Below are 19,782 nucleotides of genomic sequence, written 5' to 3'. Positions count from 1 at the left end.
AATTGGCCAGCCCCGTTGTGGAATTATCAGTTGACACAGCTAGCCCGAAAATTCCAGAATTAAATGGACGATTGTCCATTTTGTGATGGGAAACGTCTCGCCATTGAAAGCAATGTTCAGCAGGGAAGCATGGCCGGAGTCATTAGAAGTGAAGCGGGCAAAGGCCTGGCATTGAGCGCCCCTGCGACGCTCTATGTTGGCCTGCTTGTGGCCGTGCCTCTTTGCATTCTTGTCGCCTACAGCTTTTGGACTCAGACCTATGTCGAGATTGACCGCACGCTGACATGGGCGAATTACCAAGAGGCGTTCACCGATCCCTTGGTCCGACACCTGATGATCCGTTCAGTTGCAATTGCCGGGGCGGTGACATTGGTAACGGTCTGTCTGGCCTATCCGATTGCCTACTTCATCGCATTTCGGACGCAAAAAAAGACCCTCTGGCTATTGCTGATCACTATTCCCTTTTGGAGCAGCTACCTGCTGCGTGTGTTCAGCTGGAAGCTGATCCTTGGGTTCAATGGGGTGATGAACTCCGCTTTGATCTCATTGGGGCTGATACAGGAGCCGCTGACTTTCCTGCTCTACAACGAGTTCGCCGTTGTTCTCACGCTTGCGCATGCCTGGGCGCCATTTGCGATATTGCCGATTTATGTGTCGCTGCAGAAAATCGACCGCAGCCTGTTAGAGGCCGCAACCGACCTTGGATGTAGCAAGTTGGAGAGATTTGTCCGCGTGACTTTGCCCCTGACTGTGCCGGGGATCATCGCCGCCTGTCTGATCATTTTCATCCCAACCGTTGGCGACTACGTCACTCCGGCATTGGTCGGTGGGTCACAGGGCAAAATGGTGGCCAATCTAATCCAGGTGCAGTTTGGCGCCGCCAATAATTGGCCATTGGGTGCAACCCTGTCTCTGCTTGCTATGCTTTCGGTCGGTTGCGTCGCAATCCTGTTCGTGCTGGTTGTCACCGCACTGGGGCGGAGGATCAGATGACCAAAGCTATTCGTATCCCCTGGTTGCTTGTCTATGCAGTCGCCTACCTTGTGTTTCTTTATCTGCCAGTGCTGCTGTTGCCGCTGTTTTCCTTCAATGACGGAACCATCGTGGCTTTCCCGCTTAAGGGTTTTACGTTGAAATGGTACGCGCAATTGGGTCAGCAGGATACGTTGCTTCAGGCGATGGTGAACTCGCTGATCGTCGGCAGTGTGACCGCCCTGATGGCGACGTCTCTGGGTCTGTTCGCCGCGCGCGCCTATGTTCGGTACCGTTTCAAGGGGCGGGAGTTTTCCGAAGGCTTGGTCATGCTCCCGCTGGTGGTACCCGGCATCATTGTCGCTAGTTCGATGCTGGTACTGTTTATTAGCGTCGGGCTGAAACCTTCGCTGACAACCGTGATCCTTGGGCATGTGTTCGTGGCCTTGCCCTTCGCGGTATCGATCATGAAGTCCGCCTTTGACGATTTCGACCAATCGTTGGAGGAGGCCGCCTTTGACCTCGGCGAAAGCGTTGTGGGAACATTTAGGCGTGTCACTCTGCCAATCGTTGCACCGGGCATTGTCGCGAGCCTTTTGGTCACGTTCACCGTGTCCTTCGACGAGTTCGTTCTAGCCTTCTTCCTGTCCGGAAACAGCCCGACACTGCCGGTCTATATCTGGAGTCAGATCCGCTTCCCGGCAAAACTGCCCAACACACTGGCACTTGGCTCGTTACTCTTGCTTTCGTCCGTTCTGCTGCTGCTGATTGCCGAATACTTCCGCCGCCGTTCCACCCAATCTTCTGATTGAAGCCAAAGGAAACAAACAAGATGAGCGAACAGAACATCATCGAGATTCAGGGCGTGGAAAAACGTTTTGGAACCTTTGTCGCTGTGTCCGATCTGAACCTCACCTTGAAAGAGGGTGAGTTCTTTTCGCTGCTCGGACCTTCGGGCTGCGGAAAGACAACCGCTTTGCGCATCATCGCGGGATTTCAGGATCACGAAGAGGGCGAGATCCGGATAGATGGTCGGACGATGGGTGAGGTGCCTGCCAACAAGCGGCCTACGAACATGGTGTTCCAAAGCTATGCAATCTTTCCGCACCTGAATGTGGGTGACAATGTCGGGTTCGGCTTGCGAAAGACAAAGCTCACGCGAAGTGAAATCAAGGAACGCGTTGCCGAGGCGCTTGAGATGGTTGAGCTCGGAGGCTTGCAGGATCGCAAGGCCAATGAGTTGTCGGGCGGACAACGGCAACGTGTGGCGCTTGCCCGTGCGCTGGTCATGCGGCCCAAAGTGTTGCTGCTGGATGAACCATTATCCGCGCTGGACAAAAACCTGCGCGAAGCGATGCAATTGGAAATGCGCCGCTTGCAACAAAAGCTTGGAATTACGTTCGTAATGGTCACGCATGACCAGTACGAAGCGATGACCATGTCCGACCGGATAGGAGTCATGTTCGCTGGGCAGCTCAAGCAGGTCGACAAGCCCGAGGTTTTGTATTCCCAGCCGTGCAACCGGGAAGTGGCCTCTTTCATCGGTGGAATGAACTTCCTGGATGCCGAGGTAACGGCTGAAAGCTCTGAATCGCTGGAGGTTAACGTTCAGGGATTTGGGCAGATGACAATCGGGGTGAACCCAAACGTTCAGGTGCATGACAAAGACCTGCTGGTCGGCGTTCGGCCCGAGCAATTGGAAATCAGTGCAGAAAGGCCAGATGGATACGACGCTCTTGTTCAGGGCGAAGTGTCGGACGTCGCCTTCTATGGTGAGAGCGTCCACTATTATGTGCGTGTCGATGGTCTAAAGGACAGCATCGCCGTTGCAGTGCCGAACTACTTTCACACGGTCGATCACAGCCGCGGCGACACTGTTTGGCTTGGTGTTCAAAGCGCCTCGGTAATTGATCTAGGCAAACGTGACTCTTTGGGAGGAGACAAATGAAAAAAGCAGCATCACTTGCGGCAGCAGTAGTTGCCACCTTTGCCGCCGGACAAGCGCAAGCCAACGCGGCAGATCTGACCGTTTTTGACTGGTCTGGATATGAAGATCAGGGCTTTTACGGCGATTACGTCGAAAAGTACGGCGGCGCGCCGAGCTATACTTATTTCGGCAGCGTGGAGGAGGCGTTCACCAAGCTTCAATCCGGGTTTGAGGCAGATCTGGCCCATCCCTGTACGGACGCCCTGAGAAAATGGGTTGCGGCGGACATGCTTAAGCCCATTGATACCAGCAAGCTGGAGAACTGGGACAAACTGATGCCCAAGATCAAAGAGGTTGATGGCATCACGATCGATGGACAGACCTATATGGTGCCTTTCGAATGGGGCAATACCGGCCTGATCTATCGCACCGATATGGTTTCGGCGGACGATGTTTCGCTGCAATTGCTTGCAGATCCTGCGTATCAGGGCAAAGTTGCGGTTCCGGATGCGGCATCCAGTGCTTTTGCCATGGCCGCGCTGGCGACCGGTGCCTCAAGCTATACTGATATGAGCGACGAGGAATTCCAGAAAGCGGCGGATTACCTGCGCGCAATTCACCCGAATGTTCGCTTTTACTGGTCTGACGCAGGTCAGCTCGATCAGGCGATTGCCAGCGGTGAGGTGACGCTGGGCTGGGGCTGGAACCAATCGGAGCTAAACCTGATCTGGAACGAAACTCCGGCAGTTATGATGCGGGATGTGGACAAGGGCATCGCCACCTGGGTCTGCGGTTATGTGCATCTGAAGTCCGCCAAACAATCGGATGAGCAGGTCTATGACATGCTCAACGCGCTCAGCTCTGCCGCAAGCGGTAAGTACATCATCGAAAGCTGGGGGTACGCCCATGCCAACGAGGACGCTTTCGCACAGGCCGACCCGGCTCTGATCGATACCTACGGGTTCTCGGACGTGGACAGCTTCTTTGAGGGCAGCTTGTTCTTCGATGCGGTCAACCCGGAACTGGAAGCAAAGATGTTGAAAGAGTTTGAGCGCATCAAGGCAGGTTTCTAGAGCCACCTAACAACACAGTCGGGATTGGTGGGACCTTAGCAAACCTGCCAATCCTACGGAACCAATTCCAATTTTTCTGGAGGAAGCGCGGCAATGTCAGGCGCTGACGGATATTCTGTTCTCTTTGAGCCGGTTCAGATCGGGCCCGTGACGGCCCGCAACCGGTTCTATCAAGTGCCCCATTGCAACGGCATGGGGCATCTTCGACCGCAGGCCGAGGCGGCCATGCGGGCGATGAAGGCCGAGGGTGGTTGGGCCGTTGTGTCCAACCAAGAGACCGAAATTCACCCCACTTCAGATTTGTCCCCATATGCGGAAAACCGACTTTGGGACGAACGGGATATTCCAGCGCTGTGCTTGATGACAGAAGCTGTCCATGCCAAGGGTTCGCTTGCGGCCATAGAACTAGCGCATAACGGTCACCATGCGCAGAACCACCTGAGCCGTGCGCCCTTGCTGGGCCCGTCAGAACTTGCCCTGCAAACCGCGTATCCCAAACAGGCTCGGGCAATGGACAAGGCGGACATCCGAGAGTTTCGCAAGTGGCACCGCGCGGCGGCACGACGTTCGCGCGAGGCGGGCTTTGACATAGTGTATGTTTATGCCGGGCATCACATGACGTTGCCGCACCATTTTCTGTTGCCACAGTTCAATGACCGGGCGGATGAATATGGCGGTTCTCTGGAGAACCGGGCGCGACTTACGCGAGAGCTTCTGGAAGAAACCAGAGAAGAGGTTGGGGACGATTGCGCCATCGCTCTCCGGTTCGCGGTGGATGAAATGCTCGGGTCTGACGGGATGCAGGCGCAGGAGGAAGGTCGAGCCGTCGTCGAACTGTTGGCAGAGCTTCCCGACCTTTGGGACGTGAACGTTGCGGATTGGAGCAATGACTCTGCGACGACCCGCTTTGAACCCCGCGACGGTTTTCAAACCTCATATATCGAGTTCGTCAAACAGGTTACTTCCAAGCCAGTGGTCGGTGTCGGCCGCCTTACGTCTCCGGATTTGATGGTGTCTCTGGTCAAGAAGGGCATCCTTGATTTTATCGGCGCGGCGCGACCATCCATTGCTGATCCGTTTCTTCCGAACAAAATCAAGGAAGGTCGCATCGAAGAAATCCGTGAGTGTATCGGCTGCAATATCTGTGTTTCATCGGATTCTCTGGGCGTCCCTATCCGGTGCACGCAAAACCCTACAATGGGCGAAGAGTGGAGGAGGAAATGGCACCCTGAGATCATTGAGCGCCGGGCGAAAGAGGAAGCTGCGCTTGTTGTCGGCAGCGGTCCGGCCGGGCTTGAATGCGCCATGCAGTTGGCGCGCCGGGGCTATGAAGTCACCCTGGCTGAAGCCAGGCAAGAACTGGGCGGCCGCGTCTTGCAGGAATCCAGCCTGTCCGGGCTGTCCGCCTGGAAACGTGTGACAGATCACAGGATTTATGACCTTCAGCAACGCGGGAATGTTCAGCTGTTCACCGACAGCCTTTTGTCGGCAAGCGATGTCGTCGAACTGGGTATTCCGAACGTCTTTTTGGCCACCGGTGCATTATGGCGACGCGATGGTCGCGGGAAATCTGCATTTCACGGCGTCTCAATAGACCCAGGCTCTCAAGTTTTCACTCCCGACGACATCATGTCCGACGCAGTGCCGGGGGACGGCCCAATCATTGTCTACGATGATGATCAAGCCTATCTCGGTGGAGTTTTGGCGGATCACTTGGCTCAGGCCGGACGAGAGGTCGTCTTTGTAACGCCGGCCTCAATGGTCTCACCGTTTACCGAATTGACGTTGGAGCAGGCCAAAGTGCAACGCAGTCTGCTGGAAAAAGGTGTGCAGCTTGCATTGTCCCAGACCTTGGCCAGCATCGCGCCCGGAACGGTGAAATTGCTTTGCGCTTACACGGGGCGAGAACAATCCATTGATTGCGGCTCGGTCCTTTTGGTGACGCAGCGCGCAAGAGAGACCACCCTGTATGATGAGCTTCTGGGCTTGGCCGACAGCCCTCTTAGTAAACTGGAATTGATCGGAGATGCCGCAAACCCCGGTTTAATAGCTGACGCCGTATACTCGGGTCACATGGCCGCTCGGAATTTCGAACGCGACGCAGGCGATATCGACCGCGATTTTTTTCGTCGGGAAATCGTCTCCCTTGAATCTATGTGAGGTGCGCTATGCCAAAAGATGACTTGCAAGTAATGCGCGATTTGATGGAAGCACAGCGAGAAGGGTTCGCTTTGCCGCGTCACTTCTATACATCTCAGGCGGTTTACGAAAACGATATCAGCACGTTCTGGAACCGCAACTGGATCTGGGTCGGCCATGTCAGTCAAGTCGCTGAACCCGGTGATTATTTCCTCTTCGACTACGGGCCTGAGTCCATAATCATTGTTCGGGATCGCGCAGGCGAGGTGCGTGCGCATCTGAACGTTTGCCGCCACCGGGGATCGCGGGTTTGCATTGAAAAGAAAGGCAAGGCGCGCAACTTCATATGCCCGTATCACGCGTGGACTTTTGACCTCAACGGCAAGCTGAGAAACGGACGAGCAATGGGGACAGATTTTGACCCGGGCCAATATGGGTTGTTCCCGGTTCAGGTGAAGATTTTCCAAGGCCTGGTCTTTGTCTGTGCGGCTGAAAATGCTCCACCGCTGGACGCTGCATTGGAAAGACTGGCCCCACTTTCAAAGCCGTTTGATTTTGAAAACCTGAAGGTCGCCCATGAGGCCTCATATCCGGTTCCGGCGAACTGGAAACTGGCGCTGGAGAATTACCTGGAATGCTATCACTGTGCGCCGTCCCATAAGGACTACTCTCGTAGCCATTCCCTGAAAGACCCGGCTCAAGTTCTGGAGTTCAGCGGGGCTCTGCATGAACGAATGGAGGAAGCCGGAATTCCAACGGAGGAACTCGACCTGACCGGAGAGAATGCGGACGCGCCGGGCGCAGATGTCTATTGGCGGCGCTACCCGCTGTTCCCTGGCTATTTGACAGGCAGTAAGGATGGCGCGCCTTTGGCGCCGCCTCTGGGTGAACTGAGAACCCATGACGGCGGTGCCACCGATTTGGGTGTCGGAACACTGAACTACTTCCTGGTCTATGCTGATCACGTGGTCGGGTATCGGTTTGTACCGCGTTCCTTGCAAGAAACGGATATTCAGATCGTCTGGTATGTTCGCGGAGACGCGGAAGTGGGTCGCGACTATGACAAGGAGGCCCTGACATGGCTCTGGCATGTCACGTCGCTCGATGACGAACGGATCATCCGTCACAATCAGGAAGGCGTGAATTCACACCATTTCGTCCCGGGGCCGCTATCCGAGATGGAATGGAGCATTCCCGGTTTCTATCGCAACTACTTCAGCATGATCTGAGACGCGCATAATTCGGAGAAAAAAACATGACAGAACTAACGCAGCGCAGATCAAGACGGCGTGGGGGCGGGCGTGAGGCGCGCGCAGCAGTACGATCCAGTAACGCCCCTTCGCAGGCGATTTGGCCGGGTATTCCCGGTGGGCGATACAAGCCCCTGTCAGACGCGGACATGGCGCGTATTCACGAGGCCGCGCTTGCTATTCTGGAAAGAACAGGGGTAGGGGATCCCACGCAGGAAGTTCTTGATCTCGTATTACCCAAGGGGGCGACTTTGAACGAGCATGGCAGGCTGTGCTTTCCTCGGGCCTTGATGGAAGACCTTTTGGCCAAGGCCGCTAGTGAGTTTTATGTCCATGCGCGCGGATCGCGGGCTGGGAAGGATGATATGCACTGCACCAAGGATAAGGTGTACTACGCAAACTCCGGTACCGCTGTGACCACGTTTGACGCGGAAACGCGCAGTTACCGGCCATCAACACTCAAGGACATTTACGACTTCACCCGCTTGGTAGACCGGCTAGACAACATTCACATGACCGGTGACACGGTTTTGGCGACGGATGTGCCACAGGACTACGAGCATGACATGAGCATGCTCTATGCCATTCTGGCGGGTAGCGAGAAGCCTTCTTGCCTGACATTCCGTACACGCGAGCATATTCAGGACGCAATCCATTTGTTCGACCTGGCATCGGGAGGGGAAGGCAAGTTCCTTGAAAAACCCTCGGTCATTTTTGGTGGGTGCCCAATCGTTTCACCGCTCAGATTCGGGCGCGAGAATCTGGAAATCCTGATTGATACAGCGAAAATGGGGCTGGTATGCGACCTGGCTGTTCCGCCGCAAGCCGGGGCGACGTCGCCTGCGCCGCTTGCCGGGACCTTGGCACAAGCCGTCGCCGAGACCCTGTCATGTGTGGCAATTGCCAACTTGATCAACCCTGGCACTCCGGTAGTCTTTGCGGCTTGGCCCTTCATCACTGACCTGCGCACCGGTTCGTTTACAGGCGGCAGCGGTGAACAGGCGTTGATCTCGGCCGCAGCCATTCAGATGGGCAATTTCTATAACCTGCCGACCAGCGTCGGATGTGGTATGACGGATTCCAAGATACCTGATGCGCAATACGGTCTGGAAAAGGCGCTGACCTTCGCTTTGGCGGCCCATGCCGGTGCCAACAGGCTGTGTGAATTTGGCGGTATGCTTGGCAGTCTGATGGGGTGCAGTTTTGAATCCATGGTCATCGACAATGAGGCCGCGGGAATGATCTCGCGAACACTGCGTGGGATCGAGGTGAGCGACGACACGCTCTCAGTCGACGTCATCCATGAATGCGCAATTGATCCCGGTCATTTTCTCGGCAACCCGCAGACCTTGCAATATATGGAGACCGAATATGTCTATCCGACGCTGCTAGACCGGGAACTGACCGATACCTGGGAGAAAGCAGGTCGTCAGGATATGTTTGAGCGGAGCCGGTCGGTTGTGGACGATATCCTGTCCAATCACTACCCAAACTACTTTGGTAGCAAAGCCGATAAAGAGGTGCGGTCCAAGTTCCCGATTAAACTGCCGCCTGAGGCGATGCGAGCGGGTTGAGCGCTGCGACTGCCAAGAAGGCATCGCATTTACAAGAGTGTGATGCCTTTCCGCTGCAAAACCTAAATCCTCAAAGCACCCTGTCGCGTCAGATCTTCGGTCGCCAGCTGTATGCCTTTTTCAAGGATGTCGAACATCTGGTTCAACTCGTCTTCTGTGATGATCAGTGGTGGGGAAAACACGGACATATTGATGATAGGGCGCAGGATCAGGCCGTTCTCTTGGCAATGTCGGTCAATCAATGCACCTACTGATTTATCAAAGTCCAACAGGTTTTCTGCTTTTGCGTCAGCAACACATTCAACGCAGCCCACCGACCCCATACCATGCCGTCCTCTGTCATGACGTGAACACCAAGACCTCTTTCGGTAAAAGTTCATTCATTCAGACCGAGATGCGACATTCCCTCCCACGGGTGCAGGAAGTGCTTGTTGTCCCAGTCGCGTACGGATTGAAAGTTGGAATTGAAAAGGGTCATGCGCCACCTTATTGTAACATCCTTCACAAAATGAACAAACATTCATTCAATGCCAATCCTTGATCTTTTGATCCGCTAGATGCGACAAGACCAAAAGCGGCACCCCAGCGAAGGACAAGTGAGATTACTCTCGAGCCAGATAGCCCAACCAATGCCCGAGATCTGAGCAAGTTGCAGAACCGAGAGCAGCTGATCCAGGCAGCTGCAGACGCTATTCACGAATAAGGAATTCGCGGATCGACCTCGGCTAGGATCCAGGAATTATCCGGATTGTCTCGGGGAATGGTAAACCTTCATTTTGGTTCTAAGGAGAAGCTGCTGCTCGCTGTGGCAGAAGAATTGTCAGAGCGCTACGCGGGGCAGTGGAGGGCAATAGCAGACGATCCAAAGTTGGACGCGGCCCAAAAGCTGATTTCTATCATAAAGGCGGACTTCGATCCCTTCGTTCTTAATCCACGGGATGTTTCGATCTGGTTTTCGTTTCGGGCTGAAGCGCTCTCGAATCCACACATCTTTCCTTTGATCGACTCGCGAGACAAAGGTTTTCGAGCCGTGATCCTGGAACTATTTGAGGAAGTAAATAGCGAAGGTGAGTACAAAGACGTCGAAGGCAAACTTGCCGCAGACGCATTGATTGCACTGTTGGAAAGGCTCTGGACCGATTACCACTTGCACTCAGAGATTTTCAAACCCGAGGAGGCTTTGAAGATCTGTCTGTTTGTACTGCAGTCAGTGTTTCCAAAGCACTTCAACACTCAGCAGTCCATGCGTGAATGTGACTAAAAGGTTCGGCTCGAAGCGGGTACATTGCGCCTCTCCGACCAACGGGCGCGCCGCGTGAGGTCTCAACAAATGAGCCAGAGCATCTTCAACGCTGTCGGCTCAATCGTCTGCTTCAATAAATGATGTGTATGCTGCCTAACGACGAGATCGGTTTCTCAAGGATACGTGCGACGCCTCTCTGGTCAGGCGCCGCATGTGATAGTTTAATTATCGGTCACGTCCGAAATCCACGTTCCCGCTGCAACAGCTCGTGGAAGCCCAAGCGGGCCAATCGCCAAAAGCGCGACCTGCCGCAAGTCTTCAGCAGGAATTCCTTCGGCTAGCCCTCGGCGGCTATGTGAATGTACGGCACCTTCTGACGCGGCGCCAATCGCGAGTGCCAGTTTGACAAGCCGGCGTTCGCGTTCCGTGAGGTTCCCGGCCTGTGCGGTCGCTGATCCAAGTGCGGCATATGCATCCCAGATGTTGGGGTGTTTTGCAGCAAGCGCCCCTGCGGCGCCGGGCAGATCTTTGGTCATTTCAATCTCTCCTTTTCGTTAGCTCATGCCTTCGGAAATGATTTCTTCAAATGCGTTCTTGGCTTTCTTTGGCATTTTGGCATCGAGGAACCCGTCCTGCATATCAGAAGCGCCGACCTGAATGACCATTACCATACCCATCCCGAGATGCGGTTTGCATTTAACCCCGATCATGCCATCGGCAGTCAGTTCAACCTCAACTTCTTCATTGATCTTGCCCACGAAAGGCTCTTGCCCTTCGGGAACCATACCTTCGACGGTTTCGGCATTGTGACCTTTGTCCGCTGCGCGGAAAGCCACGATATCACCGACCTGAGCAGAGACAAATCTCGGTTCAAACACCATTGTTCCAGCTTCGCCTCGGTTCAGCATCTGGACCTCTATGGTTTCGGCAAGGACCGAAACCGGGGCAAGAGCCAGCAGGGCGGCTGTGGTTAGAGATTTGAGTTTCATCTTACGTTTCCTTATGAGGTTTCAAGAGGTTCATCCGCCAAGTGCGGACATATGGCGCGCCACGGCGGGCTGTGACATTTGGGAAAGGTCGAAGCGGTGGCGCTCGGGCTTCATCAGCAACGCGCTTCGAATGGCGTACGATGCCTCGTCCTCGGATCGGCGCAGGAGCGCGCGCAGGTCAACCGAACCCTCGTCACCCATGCAGGTATAAAGGCGTCCGGTGCAACTGACCCGCACCCGATTGCAGAGCGCACAGAAGTTGCAGGACATCGGGGAAATCAACCCAAGCTGGCCACTTGTCTCTGCGACCTGCACATAGCGCGCCGGACCGCCAGAGTTGCGGTTTATTGGGGTCAGCGTCCATCGGCGCGCCAGGTCCGATTGCAGATCACGTAGGGAGAGCACGCTGTCATTTCGGTCCAGACCAGTATCGCCCAGCGGCATTTCCTCGATCAGCGTCAAGCCCATGCCGCGCCCATGGGCAAAGCGGATCAAATCGTCGACTTCGTCTTCGAACGCGCCACGGCTGGCAACCGTGTTCAACTTGACCCGTAGGCCCGCGTCCTGCGCGGCATCCAGCCCGGCCAGAACCATGCGAATATCACCAAGTCGGGTCAGGCCGCGGTATCGATCCGGGCTCAGCGTGTCGAGCGAGACGTTGACTCGCTTTACCCCGCAAGCCGCCAAACCATCTGCATGGCGCGCCAGCAATGTGCCGTTGGTGGTGAGTGTCAGTTCATCCAGCGCGCCGGACCGCAGATGCCGCGACACATCCTGAAACAAGTCCATCACATCGCGGCGCACCAGAGGTTCGCCACCGGTAATGCGCAGCTTGCGCACACCACACCGAATGAAAATGTCAATGAGGCGGGCCAGTTCTTCGAGGCTCAAAAGTTCGCGCTTGGGAAGAAATGACATCTTCTCGGCCATGCAATAGGTGCAGCGCAGGTCGCAGCGGTCGGTGACCGACAGGCGCAGATAGGTGACGGTTCGGCCAAAACCATCGACCAGCGGAGTTAGCGTTTCTCGCGCTTTTCTTTTGGATGTCGAAGATGCGCCAATGCGCGCAGTTTTAAGGGGGCTCAGGTCAGAAGTGTCGGCATTCTCACCGCAACCATTGCTGTTTGTGTTGTCCAGCATCGGACCCTCCTGCATGTGATGGGGATTTTTTAAAGTTTTGCGTGGCCGGGCGTTGCCCCGGCCACGCTGGTCTTCGGTACCTTAGTTGGCGTCGGCCGCGTTCATCATCAGGTATTCCATGACGAGTTCACGTTCGCTGTCATCAAGGCCGGCCCGTTCGAACATGGACGGCACGATGCCTTTCCACTGTTGTTGCGTGTAGTGGGTCACTTCCCGTGGGGCGTGACAGACAGTACACCGCTGGAAGAACATCTTCTCGCCCGGAGTCATGTCGGCGTAGAGGGATGCCGTCAAAGCTTCGAGCCGCTCCAGGCCAAGCTTATCATCGTCAATCGCGGCAAGCTCCATGTCTTCGATGATCGCAGGTTTGTCGTAGGCCATGTTCGGACCTTCGGGGTCTTCGCATTTGCGCATTTCGATGAGGACGGTGTTGGCCGTGGTTGCTTCGCTAAGACCTGAGGCGCGCTGCGTCGAAGTCAGGAAGTTCACCAGACCGGAGTTACAGCGCCCCTTGCTGTCAAGTGACGGCCAGCACCCTTCGTAGATCGAAACGACGCCCGGCATGATCTCGTCGCTGACGACGGCCCCGGCGATAACGGTGCCTCGGTTGTTGTACAATTCTACCAGATCACCGTCTTCGATGCCGCGTGCTGCAGCGTCTTCGGCATTGATCCGCACCGGCTCGCGACCCTGAACTTTATAAATACCACGCAGGGTTTCCGACTGATCCATCTGGCTGTGCAGGCGGTACCACGGGTGGGGCGATACGACGTGCAACTGGCCTTCCTTGGCATTGCCGAGATATTCGTGTTTCTCCATCCACATCGGCATACCGGGGCAGTCCTCGATCTCCATATTCGCGATGTTTTCGCAAAACATTTCGATCTTGCCCGATGCTGTGTGCAACGGGTTTGCTTCCGGGTCCGTGTAGAATTCTCCGTGGCGCACCCACTTCCGGGCCTCGGTAGGTACCGGCATCCGGGCATAACCCTTTTCCCAGAACTCTTCGAACGGGGTTTCCTTGGCCGCGCCCGAAGCCTCATAGGCCAGTTTGATGTGATACATCTTGTCTTCGCTGTCTGTGAACTGCGCCCACAGACCCAGTTTGTCGGCCAGACCTTCGAAGATTTCATAGTCGGGCAGGCTTTCGCCAACCGGTTCGATCACCTTCTTCATCGCGTAGACGCGGTCGTTCGAATAGGTGCCGCCCGAGGTGATGTCATCCTGTTCCAGTGTCGAGGCTGCAGGCAGGACGATATCAGCCCAGCGGGTCGCAGCTGTCCACCACACATCGACAGAGACGATGGTCTCGACCTTCTCAAGCGCGCGGATCAGCCGGTTGGTATCCTGCTGGTGCGACATGAAGTTGTTGCCGGCATTGAAGATCATCTTGATGTCGGGATAGGTGTTGGTCTGCCCGTTATAGAAGAAATCCACGCCCGGGCTTTCCAACGCCTCGGTAATGCGCGAGGCCGGGACGATCTTCTTGACGAAGTTTCTGCCCTGGCTCATGCCGACCGGTGTGGCGTTGCCACCCTGAGGCATACCGCCGTTACCATAGTGCCACGAGAACCCAACGCCCTCGCCCGGTTTACCAATCTTTCCAAGCAAGGCCGCAAAGTTGATCAGCGACCAATAGGCCATCTCGCCATGTTGGGCGCGCTGGATGGCCCAGGAACCGGCGATGCTGGTTTTCGACGATGCGATGAGTTCAGCGAGATCCTTGATCTCCTGCTCGTCAATGCCGGTGATAGCCGAGGCCCAGGCGGGCGTTTTTGGTGTGCCGTCGGTTTCACCTTTCACATAGGCAATCCACTTGTCGCTGCCGACTGTGTATTTGTCCAAATAGGCCTGGTCTTCCAAACCGTTTTCCAGCGCGTGATAGGCCATCGACAGGAACAGGGCGGTATCGGTGTTCGGTATGATCCGTTTCCACTCTGCGTTCAGATAGTCGTCGCTGGCGGTGCGCTGCGGGTTGATCGAGATGAACTTGACGCCCGCATCGCGGATTTCTTCCCAATGGGCATACATGCCGTGGTCGGCCACGCGGTACTCGATCCGGTTGTTCTTGATCGGGTCACAGCCGACAAGCACGAACAGTTCGGTATTGTCGCGGATGGTTTCCCAGGCGGATTGCGCGGAATAGACTTCCATGTCGCCGATGATATGCGGCAGACATACCTGACCGGCACCAGCCGACCAGTCGCCTGCCGTGTTCGTGCAGCCGCCCATCAGGTTGATCAGACGTCCCTGCAAAACATTCGGGCGGAACACGCCGGCATTCGACCAGCCGCCATAGGATGAGCTGAAGATCGCTTCGTTTCCGTGGTTGGTGGCAGTATCCAGCAGCGCCTTGGCGGTCAGGCTCCAGGCGGTGTCCCAATCGACGCGGACATATTCTTCCTTGCCGCGCAATTCGGGCTTGATGTCGCCACTTTCCCATCCTTCCAGATAGGATTTACGCACCATCGGGTAGTTGATCCGGCTCTTGTCATAGGTCCGGTCCATGACGCCGTAGGCCAGCATCTCGGTGGGACGGGCATCAAGCTCCATGATTTTGTTGATGCCGATAAGCTTGCCATCGCGGACCACGGCCTCAAATGGGCCGAAATGGGTCGCGTGGAACGTGCGCCCCCCGAAGGAGTTGGGGTCCAGCGCTGCAAGTGCTGTCGAATTCATCAGGGCGGTTGCGCCGAATGTGGCGATACCCCCTTGCAAAAAGGCGCGGCGGTTTGGCGTTGAGAAAGACATATCGGGCCTCCTGTGACTGGCTTCTGGGCGCACATTATTCTTTGGGCGAAGCTGTCACTTTGACTGCGCACAACTGCGGTTGTCCGAATATGTAAAGAAATGTAAAAGCAGCCTATGGCGCAGCATATCCTCATCGTCGAAGACGACCGCACAACCCGGTTGCGGCTTGCCGCTTATCTGCAAGAGCAGGGGCATCGCGTCAGCATGGCCGAGGATGCGGACGAGATGGAAAGCATCATCGAATACGATCCGCCGGATCTGTTGCTGGTCGATATCAACATGGACGGAAAGGATGGCCTGACGATCACCCGTGAACAGCGGGCAAAATCACGGGTCGGTATCATCCTGCTGACAGCCCGCGATGATCAGGTCGACAAGATCGTCGGATTGGAAATGGGTGCCGACGACTATGTAACCAAACCATTCGACAAACGTGAATTGGCGGCGCGCGTGAAGAATCTGCTGGCTCGGATTGCGGATATCGGGCAGGCACCCGAGGGCCCACCGCCGGTCGAATTGTTTGGCGTTTGGTGTTTTGATCGGATTCGGCACCGGTTGGTCTCGGTCGCAAGAACAGAAACACTTACACCTCAGGAATTCGCGATTATGAAGGCACTGGCAGATCACCCTGGGCAAACGCTCAGCCGCGCGCGGCTTTCAGAACTGATCGGCCGCAGCTCCAACCGCGCCAATGACAGGATGATCGACGTGGTGGTTGGACGGCTGCGCAAGAAGTTGGAAAAAGACCCGGCCAACCCCGAATGGATTTTGACCCAACATGGTAAGGGTTATCACTTCGTTGATCCGACTCCGACCTGAAGCCCCGCCTCTTTAGCCGCCACTTCAAGGGTTGATGCCGCGGTCTTGGCACTGGCGCAGACCCGGTCCAACAGGGCCTCGCTGGCATCACTGTCTTGTGCCTCCAACTCGGCAAGCAGCGTACACAGGGTCTCAAGCCGGAAATTCGCAGCGGCTCCTTTCAACCGGTGGGCGGCTTTGCGTTGCTGATCAGCCCGTGTGGATTTGATCGTTTCTAAAGCCTCGGGCAATGCGCGCAGAAACTCGGATACGATCAGCCCGGTTGTTTCCGGGCCCAGATCTGAAATATCGCTGCGAAGACTGTACAAAACCGCCGTTTCCTGCCGGGGCGTTTCGGTCGCGCTGACAGGCGAAAGAACTTCTGTCAAAGCCCTGGGCGAGATCGGCTTGGCCAGAATGCGCGCAACGCCCAGCCGGGCGCGGTTCTGTTCCGTGTCATCAATCAAATGCGCCGTCAGCGCGACCAGCTTCGGCGCGTGTTCCCCGGCGCCAATCCCTGCGGCTACCTCCTCGCCTCGCATGTCCGGCAAATCAAGATCGATCAGGACGAGATCGAAGCGATTGTCGCGGCAGCACTTCAATCCGGCCATTCCGGTTTCAGCCTCTTGCACCCGACATCCCAGCCGCTCCAGATAGCCCCGTGCCACCATGCGGTTCACGGCATGATCGTCGATCACCAGGACATTGCGGTTGAGATCGGCCTCGGACAGTTGGGTTTCGTCTTCGGCCACACAGTCGGCATCGCCGGGCATCAACGGAACGGTCAGGGTAAACCGGGTGCCGACGCCAGGTTCACTTTCGACGCTCAGCACCCCGCCGAGCGCTTCGGTCAGATTGCGCGAGATGGCAAGACCGAGACCAAGCCCCTCTATTCCTGCGCGTTTTACGGTTGCTGTCCGCGTATAGGCATCAAAGGCCTGAGCGATAGCCTCGCGCGTCATGCCTATTCCGGTGTCGGTCACCGTGAAACTGACAACGGGCTGTCCTGTGTCCTCCGCCACCGCGTGGTCCACGGTAAGCGTGACAGTCCCGCGCTTGGTGTATTTGACCGCGTTCGAGATCAGGTTTCCCAGTATCTGTCGGATTTTCACAACGTCGCCGAACAGCACCGGGGGCGCGGGTTCTGTGAGTTCGACAACGGTCTGCAGCCCCGTCTTTGCGGCCAGCGACTGCAGCTGGTGACCAAGCTGGCCAACAAGATCGCGCAGGTGAAAATGCACGGGGTTCGTGCGATTACCGCTGTCTTCGCTGCTCGCATAGTCCAGAATGTCATTTGTGATCTCCAGCAATTCGCGGGCCGAGCGGTGCGCCGTTCGCACCCGATCTTGCCGGTCCTTGTCTGTCACTTCGGCCTCCAGCAGCCCCAACATCCCGATAATCCCGTTCAGCGGGGTGCGGATTTCATGACTCATCCGGGCCAGAAACTCGGTTTTGCTTCGGTTTGCGGCCTCGGCCTCGGTGCGCGCCGCGTCCGAGGCCTGCATCTCGGCAACGACATCGCCGGTACGCGCGATCACCGTCTCTTCCAGATGTTCGCGCAGCTCGGCTGCTTCGCTTGCGCGGCGACGCAGGATGTTGAGCGCTTTTTCCATACGCCCGATCTCATCATGGCCGCTGATCTGCATCGGCGCGCCATATTCACCTTCCGCCACGGCCACAATGCGTCGGGCCAGCTCTCCCAGACGCGCGACCAGGTGCTGTCGGGCGTAAAGCCACAGGACCGAACCGGTGATCACCGCTGCAGCGACCACCACAAGCAACGCGATGTTCATTACCGACGACTGCCGTTCTGCTGCCGCGATCTGGGCGACCCCCTGGGCCTGCACGGCATCGCGAGCCTGTCGGGCTTGCGACGACAGGCTCGCGATCAGGGATTGCAGGCGTTGACTGTCGTCAGCAATCGCCATCTGCAAGGCGATCCTGTCCTGCTGCCGGTCAACCAACCCACCTTGCGCGATGGTATCCTGCAGCTGTTGCAGCGCAGCCTGTGCCACGTCCCTTGCCGTAGGTGTCGGCAGGTAGCGGATGCGACGATCGGCCAGCGTCAGACGATCCGATAGCTCGGTGCGAAGATCGGCCAGCGCATCTGGCGTGGCAATCACCTGCACCTGCTGCAGCTTCAGCCGGATCGTATCAACCACATTTGCGAGCTCTGTCAACCGTTCGAAGGCAAAGAAATGGCGATCCGCAAGTTCGTCCAGCGCCGGGCGCGGATCGCCGTCAGACTCGGTATAAATCCCTACGATGCCAGCTGTTATCCTTAGTCGCGCCAGATCGGTCTCGTCGCTGATGATTGATTCCAATTGGCCCGCCAGCTGGATGATCTCGTTTGTTTGTTCCGCGATGTGGATGGCAAGCTGCAACTCCTCTTGTCCGTTTTTGGCCATTTGCGCGACAATCTCGCTGGCGCGAGATTCCGGCCCTGTTTGGGTCGTGGTCGGGCTCATGCCCAGCAAGACCTGAACCCCACGTTCGATGCTTTCGACGGTCTGGCCAAGCGCAACTGAAATTCGATCAAGATCATCGCTGGTATCCGCTTGCGTGAATGCGGTTGCAAGCGTGCCAACAACTTCGGCAGAGGCGCCGATCCGGCTGGCCAGCTCTATTGCGGGCAGGTTGGTTTCGATTAGATCGTTCTGCGTGCGAATCAGATATCGGTTGACGGCAATCGCGACGATACCCACCATAATGGAAAGCGCCCCCATTGCTGAAAGGATCTGGATCAGCCGCGTGTCAAATCTCGTCCGTCGCATTGTCAGACACTACGGGGCCATCTGGGTTGGTTCAATCTTGGCGGCCGGACTTTGTGTCGCGTTCTGGTCTGCTGCCGCGGCGGGTCCGCGTACGCTGGTGTGCGTGCTTGTTCCCCATTTCAAGGATGAATACTGGCTAAGCGTCGGCTATGGGCTGGAACAGCAAGCAGAGCGGTTGGGGTTGGACCTTCGATTCTATGAGGCGGGCGGCTACCGCGCCCGTTCTCGGCAGATCGAGCAGATTGAAACCTGCATTGACCAGGGCGTCGATGCAATACTCATCGGCGCAGTAACATCTGATCATGCGGATCTGATCGCATCGATAGAACAGGCAGCGCTGAGGACCCCTGTTTTTGGCCTGGTCAACGAGCTTCATGCAGATACCCTGAGTGGGCGCATCGGAGTCGACTGGCAAGATATGGGACAAGCCGTAGGGCATCACTTGACCAAGCTGCATCCCGACGGATCGCCGCCCAAAACCGCAATCTTTATTTCAGGTCCGGCAGAAGCCGGTTGGACGGGCCCACTGGAGGCGGGGCTGCGCAATGGCCTGAGCGGCAGCGAGGTGACCATCCTCGAGGTCTTTGGTGCCGACACGGGCCTTAGTCAGCAACTGGCTCAGGTCGAAACGGCCTTGGAACGCTATCCCGATGCGGATTACCTGATTGGTAGTGCACCAGCAATTGAGGCGGCAATTGGTGTACTTGTGAACTCAGATGATCCTGATCCGCCGCAGCTGATCTCTACCTATATCAGCCATACGGTCATGCGTGGCTTGATGAATGGAAGGGTCATAGCAGCTCCATTTGACGATCCGGCCATGCAGGGTGACATGGCACTCAATCAGGTTGTGTCCGTTCTGGCATCTGAAAAACCGGTCGGGCTGACTGGGCCTGACATAATCCTGTTGACCCGGTCAGATCCGACGTTGGTCGATATCCAGATATCTCCGGCAGAGTACTTTCCAAGCATTCAGTAAGTCAGCGGAAAGCAGACCGTCATATGTCAGTGAGCAGGACCGACGATACTAGTGGTTCTTTTGGGCATCGAATCCACGTTTCTTACAACAAGGCTTTTCACTTGTGGTTCTCAAAAACCATTACTACCAAAGTTCGGTTCTGCTGGCCTTTGTCTTTCAGCGCGACACGGTAT

At 56.3% G+C, this 19,782-nt stretch carries 16 protein-coding genes; 11 read left to right on the top strand and 5 right to left on the bottom strand.

Features of this window, described 5'->3' with window-relative positions; translation table 11 throughout:
• The first annotated feature begins 129 nt into the window (after positions 1-129).
• The 9 genes from ACR0IM_RS23310 (at position 130) to ACR0IM_RS23270 (ending at position 10,196) form a co-directional block, all read left to right on the top strand.
• On the top strand, positions 130-993 hold the full coding sequence (locus tag ACR0IM_RS23310) for an ABC transporter permease (protein WP_480683358.1): 864 nt from the start codon (positions 130-132) through the stop codon (positions 991-993).
• The gene (locus ACR0IM_RS23305; RefSeq protein WP_480596117.1) at positions 990-1,784 is read left to right on the top strand and encodes an ABC transporter permease; all 795 of its coding nucleotides are present in this window, start codon (positions 990-992) and stop codon (positions 1,782-1,784) included. The genes ACR0IM_RS23310 and ACR0IM_RS23305 overlap by 4 nt, the downstream gene beginning before the upstream one ends.
• 20 nt (positions 1,785-1,804) lie before the next feature.
• The gene (locus tag ACR0IM_RS23300; RefSeq protein WP_480642295.1) at positions 1,805-2,920 is read left to right on the top strand and encodes an ABC transporter ATP-binding protein; all 1,116 of its coding nucleotides are present in this window, start codon (positions 1,805-1,807) and stop codon (positions 2,918-2,920) included.
• Positions 2,917-3,972, top strand: coding sequence for an extracellular solute-binding protein (locus ACR0IM_RS23295; protein WP_480642297.1), 1,056 nt, complete (start codon positions 2,917-2,919; stop codon positions 3,970-3,972). The genes ACR0IM_RS23300 and ACR0IM_RS23295 overlap by 4 nt, the downstream gene beginning before the upstream one ends.
• 93 nt (positions 3,973-4,065) lie before the next feature.
• A complete protein-coding gene (locus ACR0IM_RS23290) occupies positions 4,066-6,132 on the top strand; it encodes an oxidoreductase (RefSeq protein WP_480683357.1) in 2,067 nt (688 codons plus the stop codon).
• A gap of 8 nt (positions 6,133-6,140) precedes the next feature.
• The gene (locus tag ACR0IM_RS23285) at positions 6,141-7,340 is read left to right on the top strand and encodes an aromatic ring-hydroxylating oxygenase subunit alpha (RefSeq protein ID WP_480683356.1); all 1,200 of its coding nucleotides are present in this window, start codon (positions 6,141-6,143) and stop codon (positions 7,338-7,340) included.
• Positions 7,341-7,366: 26 nt separating this feature from the next.
• Positions 7,367-8,935: a trimethylamine methyltransferase family protein gene (locus ACR0IM_RS23280; protein ID WP_480683355.1), complete on the top strand. Its 1,569-nt coding sequence runs from the start codon at positions 7,367-7,369 to the stop codon at positions 8,933-8,935.
• Positions 8,932-9,189 (top strand): hypothetical protein, encoded by a 258-nt coding sequence (locus ACR0IM_RS23275; RefSeq protein WP_480683354.1) that lies wholly within the window; start codon positions 8,932-8,934, stop codon positions 9,187-9,189. Before ACR0IM_RS23280 ends, ACR0IM_RS23275 begins: the two co-directional genes overlap by 4 nt.
• A gap of 506 nt (positions 9,190-9,695) precedes the next feature.
• Complete coding sequence (locus tag ACR0IM_RS23270; RefSeq protein WP_480683353.1) at positions 9,696-10,196, top strand: TetR family transcriptional regulator C-terminal domain-containing protein; 501 nt, start codon at positions 9,696-9,698, stop codon at positions 10,194-10,196.
• 203 nt (positions 10,197-10,399) lie between these two features.
• Here ACR0IM_RS23270 and ACR0IM_RS23265 read toward each other — a convergent pair whose 3' ends face one another.
• The 4 genes from ACR0IM_RS23265 to ACR0IM_RS23250 form a co-directional block, all read right to left on the bottom strand.
• Positions 10,400-10,714: a carboxymuconolactone decarboxylase family protein gene (locus tag ACR0IM_RS23265; protein WP_480596135.1), complete on the bottom strand. Its 315-nt coding sequence runs from the start codon at positions 10,712-10,714 to the stop codon at positions 10,400-10,402.
• An 18-nt stretch (positions 10,715-10,732) separates the two neighbouring features.
• A complete protein-coding gene (locus tag ACR0IM_RS23260; protein WP_480683352.1) occupies positions 10,733-11,167 on the bottom strand; it encodes a pseudoazurin in 435 nt (144 codons plus the stop codon).
• A 30-nt stretch (positions 11,168-11,197) separates the two neighbouring features.
• Positions 11,198-12,307, bottom strand: coding sequence for a GTP 3',8-cyclase MoaA (moaA, locus tag ACR0IM_RS23255; RefSeq protein WP_480683351.1), 1,110 nt, complete (start codon positions 12,305-12,307; stop codon positions 11,198-11,200).
• 81 nt (positions 12,308-12,388) lie between these two features.
• On the bottom strand, positions 12,389-15,058 hold the full coding sequence (locus tag ACR0IM_RS23250) for a molybdopterin-dependent oxidoreductase (RefSeq protein ID WP_480683350.1): 2,670 nt from the start codon (positions 15,056-15,058) through the stop codon (positions 12,389-12,391).
• A gap of 114 nt (positions 15,059-15,172) precedes the next feature.
• On the opposite strand from ACR0IM_RS23250, the gene ACR0IM_RS23245 reads away from it, so the two are divergent.
• Complete coding sequence (locus tag ACR0IM_RS23245) at positions 15,173-15,877, top strand: response regulator (RefSeq protein ID WP_480683349.1); 705 nt, start codon at positions 15,173-15,175, stop codon at positions 15,875-15,877.
• On the opposite strand, the gene ACR0IM_RS23240 is transcribed toward ACR0IM_RS23245, so the two are convergent.
• On the bottom strand, positions 15,850-18,630 hold the full coding sequence (locus ACR0IM_RS23240) for an ATP-binding protein (RefSeq protein WP_480683348.1): 2,781 nt from the start codon (positions 18,628-18,630) through the stop codon (positions 15,850-15,852). The genes ACR0IM_RS23245 and ACR0IM_RS23240 overlap by 28 nt on opposite strands.
• Here ACR0IM_RS23240 and torT point away from each other — a divergent pair.
• Positions 18,608-19,609 carry a TMAO reductase system periplasmic protein TorT gene (torT, locus tag ACR0IM_RS23235; RefSeq protein ID WP_480642309.1) on the top strand — a complete coding sequence of 334 codons (1,002 nt, stop codon included), beginning with the start codon at positions 18,608-18,610 and terminating at the stop codon, positions 19,607-19,609. The genes ACR0IM_RS23240 and torT overlap by 23 nt on opposite strands.
• Positions 19,610-19,782: the final 173 nt, after the last annotated feature.

Source organism: Ruegeria sp. BF6 (assembly GCF_056538665.1).
The sequence above is the reverse complement of the archived record's forward strand: the minus strand, read 5'-3'. Positions and strand labels throughout refer to the sequence as shown.

Bases quoted from the DNA above. Each gene is read 5' to 3' on its own strand.
- ACR0IM_RS23310 (WP_480683358.1), top strand. From the start codon at position 130: ATGGCCGGAGTCATTAGAAGTGAAGCGGGCAAAGGCCTGGCATTGAGC.
- ACR0IM_RS23305 (WP_480596117.1), top strand. From the start codon at position 990: ATGACCAAAGCTATTCGTATCCCCTGGTTGCTTGTCTATGCAGTCGCC.
- ACR0IM_RS23300 (WP_480642295.1), top strand. From the start codon at position 1,805: ATGAGCGAACAGAACATCATCGAGATTCAGGGCGTGGAAAAACGTTTT.
- ACR0IM_RS23295 (WP_480642297.1), top strand. From the start codon at position 2,917: ATGAAAAAAGCAGCATCACTTGCGGCAGCAGTAGTTGCCACCTTTGCC.
- ACR0IM_RS23290 (WP_480683357.1), top strand. From the start codon at position 4,066: ATGTCAGGCGCTGACGGATATTCTGTTCTCTTTGAGCCGGTTCAGATC.
- ACR0IM_RS23285 (WP_480683356.1), top strand. From the start codon at position 6,141: ATGCCAAAAGATGACTTGCAAGTAATGCGCGATTTGATGGAAGCACAG.
- ACR0IM_RS23280 (WP_480683355.1), top strand. From the start codon at position 7,367: ATGACAGAACTAACGCAGCGCAGATCAAGACGGCGTGGGGGCGGGCGT.
- ACR0IM_RS23270 (WP_480683353.1), top strand. From the start codon at position 9,696: ATGGTAAACCTTCATTTTGGTTCTAAGGAGAAGCTGCTGCTCGCTGTG.
- ACR0IM_RS23265 (WP_480596135.1), bottom strand. From the start codon at position 10,714: ATGACCAAAGATCTGCCCGGCGCCGCAGGGGCGCTTGCTGCAAAACAC.
- ACR0IM_RS23260 (WP_480683352.1), bottom strand. From the start codon at position 11,167: ATGAAACTCAAATCTCTAACCACAGCCGCCCTGCTGGCTCTTGCCCCG.
- moaA (WP_480683351.1), bottom strand. From the start codon at position 12,307: ATGCTGGACAACACAAACAGCAATGGTTGCGGTGAGAATGCCGACACT.
- ACR0IM_RS23250 (WP_480683350.1), bottom strand. From the start codon at position 15,058: ATGTCTTTCTCAACGCCAAACCGCCGCGCCTTTTTGCAAGGGGGTATC.
- ACR0IM_RS23245 (WP_480683349.1), top strand. From the start codon at position 15,173: ATGGCGCAGCATATCCTCATCGTCGAAGACGACCGCACAACCCGGTTG.
- ACR0IM_RS23240 (WP_480683348.1), bottom strand. From the start codon at position 18,630: ATGCGACGGACGAGATTTGACACGCGGCTGATCCAGATCCTTTCAGCA.